Here is a 16,515-nt window from a genome sequence, read left to right as displayed (position 1 = left end):
GTGTCGCGCAACGGGCGGCCCGGATCTGACGGGCAGTGCCAGAGTCAGGCTAAGTTCATACGTCATCAAATGCGACATTTGAGCTAGTGCGTGTCGACATTTACTGACGAATCATCTAAAGCCGGACCTGACGCGCAGGCACATGAGCGGATGGTGTGAGCGGTTCAGCGGCGCCGGGTACCCGAACCCCGGACGAGCACCCGGCGAGTGATCAGTCCGATGCCGGTGAGCACCAGCAGGACGCCGGCGAGCGCACCGCGCCAGCCGTCCGACCGGTGCCGGTCGGACGCCACGGGCGACCCACCTGCCTCGGCCGACGGCTGCTGCTCCGGCGCGGGCGGCGCGGGCGGCGCGGCCAGTGCGCGGCCGGCCTCGGCGGTGGTGTCGGCCCCGGTGGCCGCCTGCCCGGCGGACCGTGCCACCGCAGCCCCGGCGGCCGGAGCCGACGCGGTGGCAGGTGCGGACGGGGTGTCGGCGGGCGCCGGGATGACGTCCGGGATCGGGGACGACGGCGAGGACGGGCCCGGGGACGGGGCCTGCGACGCGACCTGCGACGGGGACGGGAGCGGAGAGGAGAGCGAGGACGGCGACGGGGACGGGACCTGCGACAGGGACAGGGACGGGGACGGGGACAGGCCGGCGGACGGCGAGGTCGGGGAGGTCGGAGAGGCCGGAGAGGAGGACGGGCGGGGCGCGGTCGGGGACGGACCGGCGGTCGGGCTCGTCCTCGCCGTTCCGGTGGCACCGGCGGCCGTCGGCGGCACCGCCGTCGCGGGGGCCGTCGGGGACGGCGTCACCGGCCTGACGGCCACACCGGTGACCGGCGGCACGACGATCGGCAGCAGGCCCGGCGGGACGGGGTCGAAGACGAGGTCCGGGACGGGTTCGGGCGAGGCCGCCGACGGGGCAGCCGGAGGCGATCCGGCCGGCCCCGACGGGGCGGGGGCCGAAGGCGAAGGAACACCCGGGGACGCGACCGCCGAAGCGGACCCGACGGGAGTGGAGGGGGCAGCGGGAGCGGAGGGGGACGGAACGGCGACCGAGGGCGAGGCCGCGGCCGACCGGGAAGCGCTCGGCGTGCCGGACGCGGGAGTCCCGACGGTCGGCACGGCCGCCGACGCGGTACCCGAGGCCGTGGACACCACGGGCGTCGGTGACACCGGTGCGGCCACCGCCGTGGACGCGGCGGCCGAGGGCACGACGGCCGGGACCGCCGCCGACGGCGAGGCCGAGGCCGATGTCTCCGCGCCGGGGGAGACGGCCGGGACGGCCGGGACGGCCGGGACCTGCGGGGGAACCGTTGTCGGCCCGCCGGCGGGCACCGCCGTCGACCCGACGGTGGGCGCGACGGTTGGCGTGGCGGTCGCCGCGCCGGTCGGCGCAGCGGTCGGTGCGACCGTCGCCGTCGGTGTCGCCGTCGGGACGGGCACCGTCGGCGGCTGTACGGCCGCCGCCTCCACCCGCACCGCCACCGCGTCGCCCGCCGTCCCGTTCCCCGCCCGGTCGGTCGCCGTGACGACCAGCCACTGGTCCCCGTCCGGCAGGTCGCGGTTGGCCGTGCAGATCCAGCTGCCGTCGATGGCGGCCGTGGCCCCGCAGGCGACGATCCGCTCCGTCGAGGCCTCGCTGCCCGCACGCGCGGTGACGATCACCCGTGCCTCGGGCTCCGCCTTCCCGGCGAGCCGGGGGCGGGCGGTCCGGAGGGTCTCCCCGGTGGAGGGCTCGGTGAGCACCGGGCGGTCCGGCGAGACGGTGTCGACGACCAGCGTGACGGCCTTCCCGGCGGTCCGGTTCCCGGCGAGGTCGGCGGCGGCCGGGGTGAGCCGGTGCCGCCCGTCGGCGAGGTTCTCCACCGGCAGGCAGGACCAGCCGCCGTCGGAGCGGACGGCCGTGCTGCACAGGTCGGCCGCGTCGGCGGCGTGCCCGTCGGCCGGCTGGTCGGTGATCGTCACGGTGCTGCCCGGCTCGCCGGTGCCGGTCAGTTGGAGTCCCGGGTCGTTGGTGAACTCGGGAAGGGAGAGGAGAGGGACGGCGGGCGGCGCGGACCTCACGGTGATCCGGACCGGCTCGCCCCGCAGCACCAGGCCGCCGCCGGTGGTCTCCACCGGGGTGAGGCTGTGCGCGCCGCCGGACAGGGCCGTGTCCGGGCGGCAGGACCAGCCGCCGCCGCGGGCCACCTTCGTCCGGCAGATCACCGTGTCGCCCTCGCGGATCTCCACCGTGGCGCCGGCCACCGCGCCGTCGCCGGAGATCCGGGGGCGGGTCTCGGTGACCGCCGTGCCGTCGACCGGTTCGGCGATCTCCGGGCGGGAGGCCCCGACGGTCAGCCGGATCCGCTGGTCGGCGACCTGCCCGGAGTCGGCGAACCCGCCGGGCTCGACGAGCTGGGTGGCGTCCCGGCCGATCCGCAGCCGGGCCCAGGTCTCCCCGGACGCGGCCTTGCCGGGGACGGTCCACTCCAGGGTGACGCTGCGCTCCCCGGCGGCGGCCTCGGCCTGCACGCGCTCGACCGGGTCGAACCGCCCGTTGCGGTCGAAGTCGATCCAGCCCGCCAGGGTGGCGGGGGCGTCCCCGACCGCGACCGGGACGGCGAGCCGGTAGTACCGGCCGATCGCCGCTTCGGCCGGGTAGCTGACCGCCGGGTCGGCGCCCTGGTACTCGCCCCGCCCGGGCTGGAGTTGGGGCGGCGGCGGGCTGGACCGGACGCTGCGGTCCTCCTCGCCGCGGCCGGTGCGGACCTGCGACTCGCCGGCCGGGGCCGTCGGCTCCCCCGTCGGCTCCCCCGCGCGGCCCGCGTCGGGCCGTCGGAACAGCCGGGCCGGCTGCCGGTCGGCGCGGGCCGCCTGGGCGGCGTCGCCGCCGAGGTAGAGGTCGGAGAGCAGGTGGGAGGCGTTGCCGTAGCCCTGCGGGGCGGTGCCGACGCCCTCGTCCAGGGTGACGGTGGACGCCAGGGTGAGCGGGAGGGGTGCGGTGGTGGAACCGGCCCGGGCGGTGGTGCGCTGTTCGACCCGGAAGACCGCCGAGGTGAAGGTGCCGGCCAGCTCCAGGCTGCCCTCCGCGGCGGACCCGGCCGTGCCGTCCGACGTGCCGTCCGCACCGGCGGGGGCCAGGACGTTGCCGTCGGCCGTCCAGCCGGGCCAGTCCGTGCGGTTGACCAGGGTGGGCCCGCCGGGCGAGCCGCCGGTGAGGGTCAGCCGGGCCGCGGTACTGGTGGAGCCGGATTTCCCGGTGGCGACGACGGCGAGTCCGCTGACGTGCAGCCGGGGATTGCGGACGGCCCGGGAGAATGTCAGCCGGAGCGTCCCGACGGTTCTCCAGGAACCGTCCGTCTGCGGACGGTTCTCGGAGATCCGGAAGGTCTGGGCGGGATCTCCGGGCCGAACTCCGTCCGTGTAGAGCGCGGCGGACCGGCCGCCGCCGGCGCGGTCCGCCAATTCCCCGGGCTCGGCGATCACGGCCGCCCCGGGGGAGGCCGCGAAATCGAGGTGGACGGAGAGTCCGGAGGGCAGCACCGCGCGCTGTTCCCCCGACCAGGTACCGGGGGACTGCTGGGCGGCCGAGGGCGGTGGGTTCCAGCCGATCAGCAGCCCGGCGGCGAGGACCGCTGCGGTGCCGGCCACGGCCGGGAACTGTCGGCTCATCCGGCTCTCCTTCGGTATCGGCTGCCGGCATCGCCGGGTTCACCGGGATCTCCGGGCAGTCTGGACACAAGATCTGACAAAACGGAATCACGATCCTGGGCCGGTCATACTGCGACACCTGCGCTATTGGCCGCATGACACCCGATTGGCGGCCCTCCGACCGGCAGGACGGGATGTACCCGAAAGGGCTGCATTTCATCCATTAGGCGGCGTATCGCGGGGAATCCCGGCGAATCCGACCCGTTCCCACGGACCAGTATCTGACCATTCATCAGACAACTCTGTTCGAATTACCGGCCCGCTCAGTAGAGTCGGGGCCCGTGACCATCAACCCCGTTCTCATCACGAGCAGTTTCGCGGTCGTCGAACCGCACGGCGCCGTCGTCGCCGAGTACTTCTACCAGCACCTGTTCGAGCACCACCCCGGGGTCCGGGGCCTGTTCGCCGAGCACATCGACGAGCAGCGGGACCGGCTCTGGGCGGCGCTCGGCACGGTGGTCTCCCATCTGGAGGAGACCGACACGCTGGTCGGCGTCCTCCGCGACCTCGGTGCCCGGCACGCCCGGTACGGGGCGCTCGTCGAGCACTTCCCCGCCGTCGGCGCCAGCCTGCTCGCCACGCTGGCGCACTTCGCCGGCGAGGCGTGGACCGAGGAGACCGAGGCGTCCTGGACCGCGGTCTACGGCGTGATCAGCGACACCATGGGCCAGGCGCTCACCACCGCGCAGCACTCCTAGGGCGCGCCGCGGTGCCCTTCGACCCCGCGGTCATCCGCGCCAGCTTCGCCGTCGTCGAGCGCCGTGCCGACCACATGGCCAAGTACTTCTACGCCCACCTGTTCGCCCGCAACCCCGGGGTGCGGGCGTTCTTCCCCGCCCGGATGACCGAGCAGCGGGACCGGTTCTTCTCCGCACTCACCCAGATCGTCCTGCGCATGGAGAACCCCGAGCAGCTCACCGGGTACCTGCGGGCGCTCGGGCGCGACCACCGCAAGTTCCAGGCCGCGCCCGAGCACTACCCCGCCGTCGGGGCCAGTCTGATCGCCGCCCTGCGGCACTTCTCCGGACACTCCTGGACGCCCGAGATCGAGAAGGCCTGGACCGAGGCCTACACCGTGATCGCCCGGACGATGACCGGGGCGGCCGCCGGGGTCCGGCCCGAGGTCCCCGCGTGGTGGGAGGCCGAGGTGGCCACCCGCCGGCGGGCCGCAGCCGACATCGTCGTCCTCACCCTGATGCCGATGCGCCCGTACCCCTTCGTCCCCGGCCAGTACCTCACGCTCAGCAGTCCCCGGGTGCCGAAGGTCTGGCGCCCCTACTCGATCGCCAACGCGCCGCGCTCCGACGGCACCCTGGACGTGCACGTCCGCCGGGTGCCCGGCGGGCTGCTCAGCACCGCACTCGTCGACGACGCCGCCCCCGGCGAACTGCTGCGGCTCGGCCCCCCGCTCGGCGACGCCGTGCTCGACCCGCACTCACGCCGCCCGCTGCTGGCGGTGGCCGCCGGCACCGGTTGGGGACAGACCCGGGCGCTGCTGGAGCAACTCGCCGCCGGCCCCGCCGACCGCGACGTCACCGTGGTGCTGGCCGCCCGTTCGCAGGCCGAGCAGTACGACCTGCCGGCGGTGGAACGGCTGCTCGCCCGGTGCGCCCGGCTGCGGGTGCTGCCGACCGCCCCGGCACGGGGGGAGGGGCGCGACGACGCCGACGCCGACGCCCCGGTCCGCGACGCACTCGCCCGGTACGGCCACTGGTCCGGCTGGGACGTCCACCTCAGCGGCCCGCCGGGCCTCGCCCCCTCGCTGACCGCGCTCCTCACCGAACTGGGCGCCGATCCCGCGCTGATCCGGCACGACCCGGCACCGGTGACCTTCAACCGGGCCCGACCGCTGACCTCCTCGGAGTGGTTCCTGGATCAGCGGGACGTCCCCTGGATCAACCGGACCGACCTGGGGTGAGCGCCCCTGCCGACCGCCCGGCCCGCCGTGAACGGGAGAAGCCCCCGGCCTGGGGCCGGGGGCTTCTCTCTGGTGCGCTCAGCAGGATTCGAACCTGCAACCTCTTGATCCGTAGTCAAGTGCTCTATCCGTTGAGCTATGAGCGCAAGTGCCGGGCGGGCCCGGTCTTGCGGGGTTTGGTGCGCTCAGCAGGATTCGAACCTGCAACCTCTTGATCCGTAGTCAAGTGCTCTATCCGTTGAGCTATGAGCGCTCGCCCTGGTGAACGTGCCAGCGGGGCGGTGCGGGGACAACATTACATGACCTGCGACGCGGGGCGAAATCGATTGATCCGGGCGCCGTAGCGGGGCACCGGGCACCGGGGTACGGGCACGTCGGGGCCCTCCCCCGAGCGCGGCCGGGGGCCGGACGGGTCCGGACGGACCGGACCGACCCGGACCGGGAGACGCGAAGAGCCCCGCCGACGGAATCGTCGGCGGGGCTCTTCGTCTGGCGGAGGCTGAGGGATTTGAACCCTCGATCAGGAATAACCCCGAAACCGCATTAGCAGTGCGGCGCCATAGACCGGACTAGGCGAAGCCTCCTCCACATGGACCAAGCCCGCGTGCGCGGACCCGTTCCCTGTGCCTGTGATGATGCCACAACCCGGGGGCCCGGCACCAACCGCCGACCACGTTACTAGGCGGGTCGTCCCCGCCGCAAAGAAGAATGAGATACTGCCTTCTCCGGAGAGAGCTGCCCTGAGCCGAGGAGACCTGTCGACGTGAGCAGCAGGCCGATCCGAGGCGCTGCTCGCCTCGCCGCCATACTCGACGCCCTGCCCGACGCACTGCTCCTGGTGAACAGCAACGGCACGGTCGTCGACGCCAACAACGCCGCCGTGCACGCGCTCCAGACGCCCGGCACGTCGTTGGTGGGGATGGGAGTGCTGGACCTCCTGCCCGAGTTCGACCCGAGCCGGATCCCCGGCTCGATGCGCCCGGCCGCCCGCGAGGACGACGCACTCGACCGGCCGGTCCGGATGACCGCGCGGCGCACCGACGGAAGCACCTTCCCCGTCGAGGTCTCCGGCAACGACTTCGCCGACGACGGCACCGGCGACAGCCGCGGCTACGCGCTCTCCCCGCTCGCGCCCTACGACCCCTACCGCGAGGGCTCGCGCTCCTCCGACCTGCTCCTGCTGCTGGTCCGCGACCTCTCCAGCCGGCTCGGCGTCGAGGCGGAGCTGCGCCGCCAGCACAAGCAGACCGAGATGATCCTGCGGGCCGCCGCCGAGGGCGTGCTCGGAGTCGACCTCGAAGGCCGTTGCGTCCTGGTCAACCCGGCCGCCGCGCACATCCTGGAGTACCGGGCCAGCGAGCTGGGCGGGCGCGAACTGCACCCGCTGATCCAGCACTCCCGGGCCGACGGCACCCCGCTGGCGCTGGAGGAGTCCGCGCTGCTGGACACCCTGACCTCCGGCCGCAAGCACCGGGTGCGCGGCACCGTGCTCTGGCGCAAGGACGGCCGGCCGGTCACCGTCGACCTCACCACCGCCCCCGTCCGGGACGGCGACCAGCTGGTCGGCGCGGTGATGACCTTCACCGACCGCAGCCGCGAACTCGCCCTGGTCGCGCGCAACGAACACCTCACCGCCGTCCTGGAGAGCGAACTGGGCGGCGCGCTGACCGCGCTGCACCGCCGGATCGACACGCTCGCCGCCGACCCTGCGGGCCAGCTCTGGCCGGAGGCGAACTGGACCCTGCGCCGACTGGCCGACGAGTGCCGCCGATTCGGCAAACTGATCGACGGTGTGCTCGCCCACCAGCGCTCCGAGGCCGGCGAGTGGTCCACGGGCGCCGGCGCCGCGGGCAACGGCCCGCCGGGCTTCGACGGCCCGGGCTCGTCCACCGAGGGCAAGCCGGACGACAAGGCGGGGAAGAAGGCCGCCGAGCGCGTCCCGGTCGCCCTGGACAAGGTGGTCCGCCGGGCGGTCGAGCACGCCGGCGAACTGGTCGGTGCCGGCCGGGTGCGGTTCTCCGTGCACGCCGCCGCCGTCGAGGTGATCGCCGACGAGCAGCGGCTCGCCCAGGCCCTGGCCCACCTGGTCGCCGACGTCAGCGGCGTCGGCCTCTCGCTGGACGCCGAACCCGCCCTCCCCTCCCCCGGCCTGACCGCGCCCGGACTCAACCCGGCCAGCGGGACCGCGCTGCCCGCCGGCGGCGGGGACGCGCCGATGGTCGTGCTCGCGGCCGCCCAGCGCGGCGAGGTCGCCCGGGTGGAGATCCGCGGCCCCGGCCGCGGCGGCAGCCCCGTCCACCTGCCGATAGCCCGCGCGGTGGTCGAGCGCCACGGCGGGGTGCTCCAGCCCCACGAGCTTCCGGGCCGCGCCGGCACCACGTACGTCGTCGAGCTTCCGCTGGACCCGGCCGCGGCGAAGGCCGCCGCCGAGCGCGCGGGTGCCGAGGGCCGCTCGGACCGGCCCAAGGAGAGCGACAGCGCCGTCCTGCCGGACCTGCCGGGCATCCCGGAACTGCCCACCGCGCGCAGTGAGGAGCCGACCGGGGCGCCGGCGGCCGAGCCGGCCGCCGGGTCCGAGGGCGGGCCCGCCGGTCCGGCCGGGGCGACCGGGCCTTCCGACCCTTCCACCGCTTCCGTCCCCTCCGGGAGCACCGGGCCCGCCGGACCTGCCGGACTCTCCGGACCTGAGCGGGCCGCCGCCGAAGGTGTCCCGGCCGAGGAGCCGACCGCCGAACGCCGTGGCCGCCGCGGCCGACCCGCGGTCGAGGAGGCTCCGCTGGACCCGGCCGCGGACCGGCCGTCCCCCGGACACGCCTCCGGGCCGTCCGACCGGTCCGCCGACCCGTCGGCCGACCCGTCCGTGAACCACGGCGCCGCGCCCGGCGGACCCCAGGCCGCCCCCGGCCCCGTCGATCCGGCCGTACCCGCCGACCAGTGGCCGAACGCCCCGGCACGAATCGAGCGGGCCGTCCCCGAGCAGTGGAACGGCACCGGCAACGACCCCGCGTACGGGCGGCAGGGCCTCGGCGGCCCGGCCGGCCCCGAGAGCGACCCGTGGGGCAAGGACGACGGCCGATCCGGCACGGCGTACGCGGTACCGGTCGAGGCCGGGCACCTCGACCAGCGCGCCGAACACAACGCCGAACACAACGCCGGACAGCACCCCGAGCGGCAGGACGGCCCGCGGGGCGACGGCGGCCCGGTCCGGGACACCGGCGGCGACGCCGGCCACCGCGGCCCCTTCGCCCTCGGCCCGGGCACCGGTGCGGCCGAGGCCGGCGCCGACGGCGCACCCACCGCCGCCACCGCCCCGGAGGGCGACACCGGCCAGGAGCCCAAGCCGTCCCGTCGGCGCCGGGCGCTGCCGGGCGCCGAGGACTCCTCCGGCGGATTCGCCCTGCCCGGCGTCACCGACTCCCCTCTCTACCCGGGCCTGGAGCACGCCCTGCCCGCCGGCCCCGCGCCCGCACAGCCCGAGCCGGCCGCCGCGCCCACCGGCCGGCGCCGCCGCCTGGCCGTCCCGCCCGGCCCCGGCGCCGAGACGCCCGGCACGCCGGACGGCGCCCCGCCGGCACCGTCCGCGCTGCCCGCGCTCCCCTCCGCGTCCCCGTCCGGCCCGTCCGCCCCCGGCGACCAGCGGGAGGACAGCCCCCTCCCGGTCGGCACCGGACTCGGCGAGCTGACCCCGCCGCGCCCGCTCGGCGCGCCCGGCGCCACTCCGCTCGGCCCGGTCGCCATCGCCCCTGACGCACCGCAACCCGTCGCCGCGAACCGGCCGGCCCCACGGGTGATGGCCGAACTGCCCGCCGCACCGACCGCACAGGACGAGGCCGCGTACACGTCGATGCCCGCCCCGGGCGCCGACGGCGGGCCGCGCCGCCTACTCGTCTGGCCCGAACCCGACCCGGCCACCCGCCAGGCGCTCCAGGACCGCGGCTACCGACCGGTGATCGTCCGCTCCCGCGAGGAGGTCGACGCCCAGGTCTCCGGCTTCCCCGCCGCGCTCTTCGTCGACCCGCTGACCGGCCCGATCACCCGCACCGCGCTGCAGTCGCTGCGCACGGCGGCGCTCAACAGCCGGGTCCCGGTCGTGGTCACCGCCGGCCTCGGCCAGGCCACCCGCGACGCCGCGTACGGCGCCGACCCGGCCGTCCTGCTGCGCGCCCTCGCCCCGCGCGACGGCGAGAACCACGCCCCCCGCGTCCTGCTGGTCGAGGGCGACCCGGACATCGCCGCCGCCATGATCGGCAGCCTGGAACGGCGCGGCATGCACGTCGAGCACGCGGTGGACGAGAACGACGCCGTCGCCCGGGCCAGCAGCGTGCAGCCCAACCTGGTGGTGATGGACCTGTTCCAGATCCGCCGCCGCCGGGTCGGCCTGCTCGACTGGCTGCGCACCAACGACCGGCTGCACCGGACCCCGCTGGTCGTCTACACCTCGGTCGACCTCGACCCCCGCGAGCTGCCCCGGCTGCGCACCGGTGAGACGGTGCTGTTCCTCGCCGAGCGCTCCACCAGCGACGACGTCCAGTCCCGGATCGTCGACCTGCTCGGACGGATCGGCGCCATGGGCGAGGCGGGCGTCGCGGCCGCGGGCTGACCCCCGCGGGCCCGCTCGTCAGAGCCGCTCGCCGGGTCCGCTCGCCGCCGGGAACGGCGAGGGCCGGCCACCCCGTTCCCGTGAGTGGCCGGCCCTCGCCGTTCGTCGCGCCCGCCGTCCCCTACTCCTTGCCGAGCAGGGTGACGTCCAGCCGCTCCGCCGCGTAGTGGGCGCGGATCACCTTCTTGTCGAACTTGCCGACCGAGGTCTTCGGCACCGTCTCGACGATCGCCCAGCGCTCGGGCAACTGCCAGGAGGCGATCCGCCCGGCCAGGAACGCCCGCAGCTCCCGGAGCCCTGCCGTGGCACCCGGGCGGAGGACCACCGTCGCCAGCGGCCGCTCGCCCCACTTCTCGTCCGGGACTGCCACCACGGCGGCCTCGGCGACCTCGGGGTGGGCCATCAGGTGGTTCTCCAGGTCCACCGAGGAGATCCACTCGCCGCCGGACTTGATCACGTCCTTGGCCCGGTCCGTGAGCGTGAGGTAGCCGTCGGGGGTGATGGTGCCGACGTCACCGGTGCGCAGCCAGCCGTCCTCGGAGAACTTGTCGTCCGGGCGCTCCGGGTCACTGTCCGCGCCCCCGTAGTACGCCCCCGCGATCCACGGGCCGCGCACCTCCAGCTCGCCCGCCGAGGCGCCGTCGTGCGGCATCCGCTCTCCGCCGGGACCGATCAGCCGCGCCTCGACGGAGGCCGGGAAGACGCCCTGGGTGACCCGGTACGGCCACTCCTCCTCCGGCGTGAGGCCGCCGGGCGGCTGGGCGAAGGAGCCGAGCGGCGACGTCTCGGTCATGCCCCAGGCATGCACGACCCGGATGCCGTGGCGCTCCTCGTAGCCCTCCATCAGCGCCGGAGGACAGGCCGAGCCGCCGATGACCACCATGCGCAGGCTGGAGGTGTCGTAGTCCCCCGCGTCCAGTTCGTCCAGCAGGCCGCTCCAGATGGTGGGCACGGCGGCGCTGACGGTGGGTCGCACCGCGGCGATCATCTCGGCCATCGGCCGGGGCTGGAGGAACCGGTCCGGCATGAGCAGGCTCGCGCCGGACATGAAGGCGGCGTGCGGGATACCCCACGCGTTGACGTGGAACATCGGGACCACCGGCAGCGCGACGTCGCGGGGGGTGAAGGCGAAGTTGTCCCCGGTGTTCACCTGGAGACAGTGCAGGTAGACCGAGCGGTGGCTGTAGAGCACGCCCTTCGGGTCACCCGTGGTGCCGGAGGTGTAGCAGAGCACGGCAGCCCGGCGCTCGTCGATGTCCGTCAGCCAGGGGTAGGAGGACGGCCGGTCCGCGATCAGGTCCTCGTACTCGTGCACGGTGCCCGCGAAGCCGTCCAGCACGGACCGGTCGCCGGGCCCGCTGACCACGATGTGCCTGAGCGTCGGGTTGAGGTCCGGGAGGACCGCGGCCAGCAGCGGCAGGACGGTGCCGTTGACGAGGACGACCCGGTCGGCGGCGTGGTTGATGATGAACGACAGCTGGTTCGCCGGCAGCCGCAGGTTGAGCGTGTGCAGCACCGCGCCCATCGCCGGCACCGCCAGGTAGGCCTCCAGGTGCTCCGCGTTGTTCCACATCAGCGTCGCGACCCGGTCGTCCGCCGTCACGCCGAGCTCGTCCCGCAGCGCGCACGCCAGCTGCGCGGCCCGCGCCCCCACCTCCACGTACGTCCGGACCACCGGACCGGTCCCGTCCCAGGTGGTGACGGTCGAACGCCCGTGGATGGTCGACCCGTGCTCAAGAATCCTGGCGACGGTGAGCGGTACGTCCTGCATCGTGCTGAACACGGGTCCTCCTCGACCTGGGCGGCACTGCGGCGGCTGCTGCCCCTGAGAACCGCCCCCGGCCACCGGGCCGGCTACTGAGCGGTAACGCGGGCAGCCGAGCCCGATTGTGCCCCGCCGCCTGCCCGATGTCAGTATCCCGACCCCGTTGCCCCGATCACGACTTCGTCCCGGTCCCGCCCGGGCGCTCGCCGCGCCGCCCGGGCGGTCGGCCCGGTACCACAGTCCGGAAGGCCCGGTGGCGCGCGCGGGGCGGGCGGGATACTGGGGGCATGGGTGACGGACGTGGCGAACGACGGGTGGGGCGGGGGCCGGCGGAATTTCGGGTGCCGTGCCCGTGCTGCTCGGGCGGGGTGCGGACGCAGGCGCGAGTCGGGGTCCGGGCGGACCGGACCGGGACGGGGTACATCCCGGAGACCTGCCGCTACTGCCACGGGCAGGGGTGGTTGGCGCTCACGCTGCGGGAGTGAGCGGGGGCGGTCCGGAGACCGCCGACCGCCGACGGGCCTTGCCGGGCGACGGCACGGGTCGGACCGTTGCGTCGTGCCGTTGCCGCCGGGCCGTTGCCGCCGGACCGCTGTCCGACCCGGGCGCGGCGCGACTGCCGGCCGGTCAGCCGGCCAACGGGGCGTCGACCTGGTTGCGGTCGACGGTGAGCGCCGCGCCGCCGTACGTCTCCTCGACGTTGCCGCGGTACTGGTGGACGCGCTGGTGGTCGGCCCAGAGGTCGGGGGTGAGCGGTCCGCCGCCGACGGTGTCGGCGTGGTCGTCCCAGCGCGCGTACCAGAGGGTGTCGGGCAGCGGGGAGCTACCGGCGCGGGCGGCCGCCGCGAGATCGGCGATGCCGGAGTCGAGGCTGGAATAGAAGCCGGACCGGAACCCCGCGGAGTGCAGGCCCTCGGTCCAGCCGAGGGTGAAGTCGACGACGCCCTGACCGCAGGCCGGGTCGCGCATCGGGTACGCCTCGATGTCCAGGAAGACCGGGCTGCCCTCGCCGATCCCGACCGCCCGGAGTCCCGCGACCGCCTCGGCCGCCTCCTCCCGGCCCTGCTGGACGGCCCGGGCCGGGTCGATCCGCTTCGGCTTGCGCTTGAGCTCGCTGCACGGCGCCTGCAGGCCGACGTGCACGGGCAGGAACCGCCAGCCCATCTCACGGGCCTGCCGGACCCAGTCGGCGGTGAGCCTCGGCTGGGTGCAGCCGCGCTGCCCGCCGCTGGTGTAGATGCCGAGCGCGCCGTACGGCGAGCTGTCGCGCCAGGCCCGCAGGGTCTCCAGCGGCGGCGCGGTGCAGGCGTCGAAGGCGGCACCGGCGTAGAGGTCCCGGGTGCGGAGGGCCGGCGGCCCGAACCGGTCGGGGAGGACGGTGGGGCGGATGCGGGGGACGGCGGCGGCCGCCGGAGCGGCCACGTCGGCGCTCGCGCCCGGCCCGCCGGCGGCCAGCAGGAGGACGAGGGAGGCGGCGGCGATGGCCGCAGGGCGGAGATAGCGCACGCCGCCTTGATACTGACGGACCGTCGGGCACGGGCGGCTGCCGCGCCGCACGCGCCCTGAAAGCTCACCCTTTCGGACGCACCCGTCCGCATCCGTCCCGATTTTTGTAACGAGCTTGCTGCCCAGTGGCTCCTTACGGCAAACTCGCCAGCATGCCCACGCCCAACCCCACCGGAACCGCCGCCCCGCCGTCGGCCGCAGCCGTCGCCGAGGTCCTTGCCATGCCGCCCGCCCCCGTGGGCGATCCCGCCGGCGAGAGCGGTGGCCGGCGACGAGGCGACGCCCCCGGAGACGGGCTGCCGCCGGACGCACGACCCGGCCGACCGTCCGGCCGACGGTTCCCGAACTTCCTGCGGCGCCCGGAGCGGATCCCGGCGCCGCTCCTCTGTCTGACCGCGATGTTCCTGGTGCAGACCGGGATCGCACTCTCCAAGCCGCTCTTCGGTCCGCTCGGGGTGAGCGGTACGACCTTCCTCCGGCTCAGCTTCGCGGCGGTCGTCCTGCTCGCCGTCACCCGGCCGCAGCTGCGCGGGCGCCACCCGCGCGACCTGGCCGCCGCCGGACTGCTCGGCATGGCCTCCGCAGGGATGACCCTGCTGTTCGCCGGGGCGATCGACCGCCTGCCCATGGGCACCGCCGCGACGATCGAGTTCCTCGGCCCGCTCGCGGTGGCGCTGTTCTTCGCCCGCCGTGCCAGTCACCTGCTCTGGGCGCTGCTCGCGGCCGGCGGGGTGGCGCTGCTGACCCTGCTCGGCGAGGGCGGGGACGGGAGCGGGTCGGGGCTCGACCCGGTCGGTCTGATGTACGCGTTCGGCGCGGCCGCCTGCTACGCCGCGTACATCCTGTTCACCGACAAGGTCGGGGCCGCGTTCCAGGGGTTCCAGGGACTGGCCGTCTCGATGACGGTCGGCGCGCTGGTGGTGGCGCCGTTCGGGCTCGGCGAGGCCTGGGACGGTCTGACCGAACCGGGGGCATCGCCGCTGATGCTGCTGCTCGCGGTCGCCGGGGTGTCGCTGCTCCTGCCGGTGATCCCGTACGCGCTGGAGATGACGGCACTGCGGAGGATGCCGCAGCGGGTGTTCAGCGTGCTGGTGAGCCTGGAGCCGGCGGTCAGCGCGCTGGTCGGGCTGGTGGTGCTGGGGCAGCTGCTGGGTGCGTCGCAGCTGGCCGGGATCGGTTGTGTGGTGGCCGCGAGCGTCGGGGCCACACTGACCGGCCGGCGCTGAACCGGCCTGCTTGGACCGGCTTGGTCGGACCTGTCGACGACGGACCTGTCGACGACGGAACGGCCGGGGGGAGACGGCCGGCGGGCCCGGGGCGCGTACCACTCGGTGCGCGCCCCGGCCCGTTCTCCTACGGCCTTACGGCGTTGCGGCCCTGAGGCATCGCGGCGCCACGGCCTTACGGCGACGGGGGGCTACGGCCAGAGCAGGGTGCGGGACCACTCCGGTGTCCGCACCGGCCCGGTCCGCGTGTAGCGGAGGCGGACGTGGTGGCGCTCCGCGTGGCCCTGCCAGAACTCCACCTCGTGCGCCCAGAGCGTGTAGACCGTGTGCCCCGCGGCGACCGCGTCCGGGGTGGCCTCCAGCCGGCGACGGGCGACCGCCACCGCCTCCTCGTACTCGGCCGGCGAGGCCAGCGGCTCGCTCTGCCGACCGACCAGCGCGCCGATCCGGGCGGCCGGGGACCGCGTCGCGAACTCGGCTGCCGCGACCTGGTCGGCAGCCCGCTCGACGGTGCCGCGGACCCGCACCTGGCGGCCCAGCTGCGGCCAGTAGACGGTGATCGCGGCGGCCGGGTGGTCGCCGAGCTGGCGGCCCTTCGGGCTGTCCGCGGCGGCGGAGAAGACCCAGCCGGTGCCGGCGGCGTCGATGTCGCGCAGCACCAGGACCCGGGCGTCCGGCATGCCGTCGGCGTCCACGGTGGAGAGCGTGACCACCTGCGGGTCCAGCACCCCCGCGTCGAGCGCGGTCGCGAGCCAGTCGACGAACAGCGGGCCGGGCTCGGCCGGGGCCGCCTCGGCGTCGAAGGTCGGCAGCGGGCGGGTCATCGGCGGACGGCCGAGCAGCAGCTCGGGCACGGACCTGGGCTCGGGGCGGTGTTCCGTCCCCGGCGCCGCGGCCGGGCCCTGGACCGACTGCGAGGCCGACTGCGAGGCCGCCTCCGGGGCCGGCTGCGGGTTCTGCCCGCGGCCCGACTCCGGGCCCGGTACCGGCCTGGTCCCGCCCGGACCGGTCAGGCCCTCCTCCTCCGCTGCCATCGCGCCCTTCCTTCCGGTTGCCGCTGCCGCAGTCCCGCAACGGGCGGGCCACCGGGGCCCGGGCGCGCGGGGTGCGCTGTCGGAGCGCAACCGTACCGCCGCACGGTGACGAACCCGGGCGCGGGCCCTGGAATGAGGGCTCCCTCCGGGACACCGTCCCGGGCACAGGGGGCGGGCCGAGCGCTCGACGCACCGGTCCGGACGCGCCCGTGGGCGGCACCGACGTGCGGTGCCGCCCACAGGACCGGTTCGCGGTGACCCTTTCCGCTACCCGGTTACGCATCTCGCGATCTTTTCCGACCGCTTCGCTTCGATTCACTTCACTGTCAGCCTCGAACCCCGCCGCGGATGCTCAGCTCACCCACGACCACCCACCTCCGGCGCCCCCGCCGGCGATGGTTCACGGTCCATCGGCGCTCAGTTGAAGATCGGGGCGAAGACGACGTTGAAGTTCTTGTTGGACTGGCCGGCCAGGACGGCCCCCGAGTTGTCCTTCACCGCGAGGGTGTTGGCCTGGTTCGAGGCCCCGGCCCCGGTGGCCGTCTGCTGGTTCGAAACGTAGTTGCCGTCGACCGAGCCGAAGATGTTGCCGGTCCCGATGTTGGACACCACCCCGCTGTTGGACCCGTCGTTGGCGAGCGCGCCGTTGTCGGCGGCGGCGGCACCGGCCCCGGCGAGGAGCAGTCCCGCCGCGAGCGGGGCCGCCACCAGAAGACCGGCCACCTTGCGGGTACGGATGCGAGCCATGAGAGCCTCCAAGAAACGGTAAATCGTGCAATGTGTGCG

Annotated in this window: 9 protein-coding genes and 3 tRNA genes; 4 read left to right on the top strand and 8 right to left on the bottom strand. The window is 75.2% G+C overall.

The features are described 5' to 3' along the window. Nucleotides 1–164: 164 nt before the first annotated feature. Nucleotides 165–3,641 carry an Ig-like domain-containing protein gene (locus PUR61_RS40490; protein WP_329884925.1) on the bottom strand — a complete coding sequence of 1,159 codons (3,477 nt, stop codon included), beginning with the start codon at nt 3,639–3,641 and terminating at the stop codon, nt 165–167. 320 nt (nt 3,642–3,961) lie between these two features. On the opposite strand from PUR61_RS40490, the gene PUR61_RS40485 reads away from it, so the two are divergent. Beyond that, the gene (locus PUR61_RS40485) at nt 3,962–4,378 is read left to right on the top strand and encodes a globin domain-containing protein (protein ID WP_329884924.1); all 417 of its coding nucleotides are present in this window, start codon (nt 3,962–3,964) and stop codon (nt 4,376–4,378) included. Nucleotides 4,379–4,389: 11 nt separating this feature from the next. Next, complete coding sequence (locus PUR61_RS40480) at nt 4,390–5,598, top strand: globin domain-containing protein (protein WP_329884923.1); 1,209 nt, start codon at nt 4,390–4,392, stop codon at nt 5,596–5,598. Nucleotides 5,599–5,668: 70 nt separating this feature from the next. Here the strand turns inward: PUR61_RS40480 and PUR61_RS40475 are convergent. From PUR61_RS40475 to PUR61_RS40465, 3 genes are all read right to left on the bottom strand, one after another. Continuing rightward, nucleotides 5,669–5,744, bottom strand: a tRNA-Arg gene (locus PUR61_RS40475). Between the two features lie 31 nt (nt 5,745–5,775). After that, a tRNA-Arg gene (locus PUR61_RS40470) sits at nt 5,776–5,851 on the bottom strand. A gap of 237 nt (nt 5,852–6,088) precedes the next feature. Next, nucleotides 6,089–6,182 (bottom strand) — tRNA-Ser (locus PUR61_RS40465). A gap of 179 nt (nt 6,183–6,361) precedes the next feature. Between PUR61_RS40465 and PUR61_RS40460 the strand changes: the two genes are divergently transcribed. Further along, nucleotides 6,362–10,198 carry a response regulator gene (locus tag PUR61_RS40460; RefSeq protein ID WP_329884922.1) on the top strand — a complete coding sequence of 1,279 codons (3,837 nt, stop codon included), beginning with the start codon at nt 6,362–6,364 and terminating at the stop codon, nt 10,196–10,198. Nucleotides 10,199–10,319: 121 nt separating this feature from the next. Here PUR61_RS40460 and PUR61_RS40455 read toward each other — a convergent pair whose 3' ends face one another. Beyond that, nucleotides 10,320–11,981, bottom strand: a complete 1,662-nt coding sequence (locus tag PUR61_RS40455) for a long-chain fatty acid--CoA ligase (protein WP_329884921.1) — start codon at nt 11,979–11,981, stop codon at nt 10,320–10,322. A gap of 609 nt (nt 11,982–12,590) precedes the next feature. Next, nucleotides 12,591–13,469 carry a DUF1906 domain-containing protein gene (locus tag PUR61_RS40450; protein WP_329884920.1) on the bottom strand — a complete coding sequence of 293 codons (879 nt, stop codon included), beginning with the start codon at nt 13,467–13,469 and terminating at the stop codon, nt 12,591–12,593. A 152-nt stretch (nt 13,470–13,621) separates the two neighbouring features. Here PUR61_RS40450 and PUR61_RS40445 point away from each other — a divergent pair, with 152 nt between their 5' ends. Continuing rightward, nucleotides 13,622–14,695, top strand: coding sequence for an EamA family transporter (locus tag PUR61_RS40445; protein ID WP_329884919.1), 1,074 nt, complete (start codon nt 13,622–13,624; stop codon nt 14,693–14,695). A 191-nt stretch (nt 14,696–14,886) separates the two neighbouring features. Here PUR61_RS40445 and PUR61_RS40440 read toward each other — a convergent pair whose 3' ends face one another. Further along, nucleotides 14,887–15,729, bottom strand: a complete 843-nt coding sequence (locus tag PUR61_RS40440) for a pyridoxine/pyridoxamine 5'-phosphate oxidase (protein ID WP_329884918.1) — start codon at nt 15,727–15,729, stop codon at nt 14,887–14,889. 417 nt (nt 15,730–16,146) lie between these two features. Next, the gene (locus PUR61_RS40435; protein WP_329884917.1) at nt 16,147–16,476 is read right to left on the bottom strand and encodes a hypothetical protein; all 330 of its coding nucleotides are present in this window, start codon (nt 16,474–16,476) and stop codon (nt 16,147–16,149) included. Nucleotides 16,477–16,515: the final 39 nt, after the last annotated feature.

This window comes from Streptomyces sp. BE20 (assembly GCF_036322525.1).
Lineage (GTDB): Bacteria > Actinomycetota > Actinomycetes > Streptomycetales > Streptomycetaceae > Kitasatospora.
The sequence above is the reverse complement of the archived record's forward strand: the minus strand, read 5'-3'. Positions and strand labels throughout refer to the sequence as shown.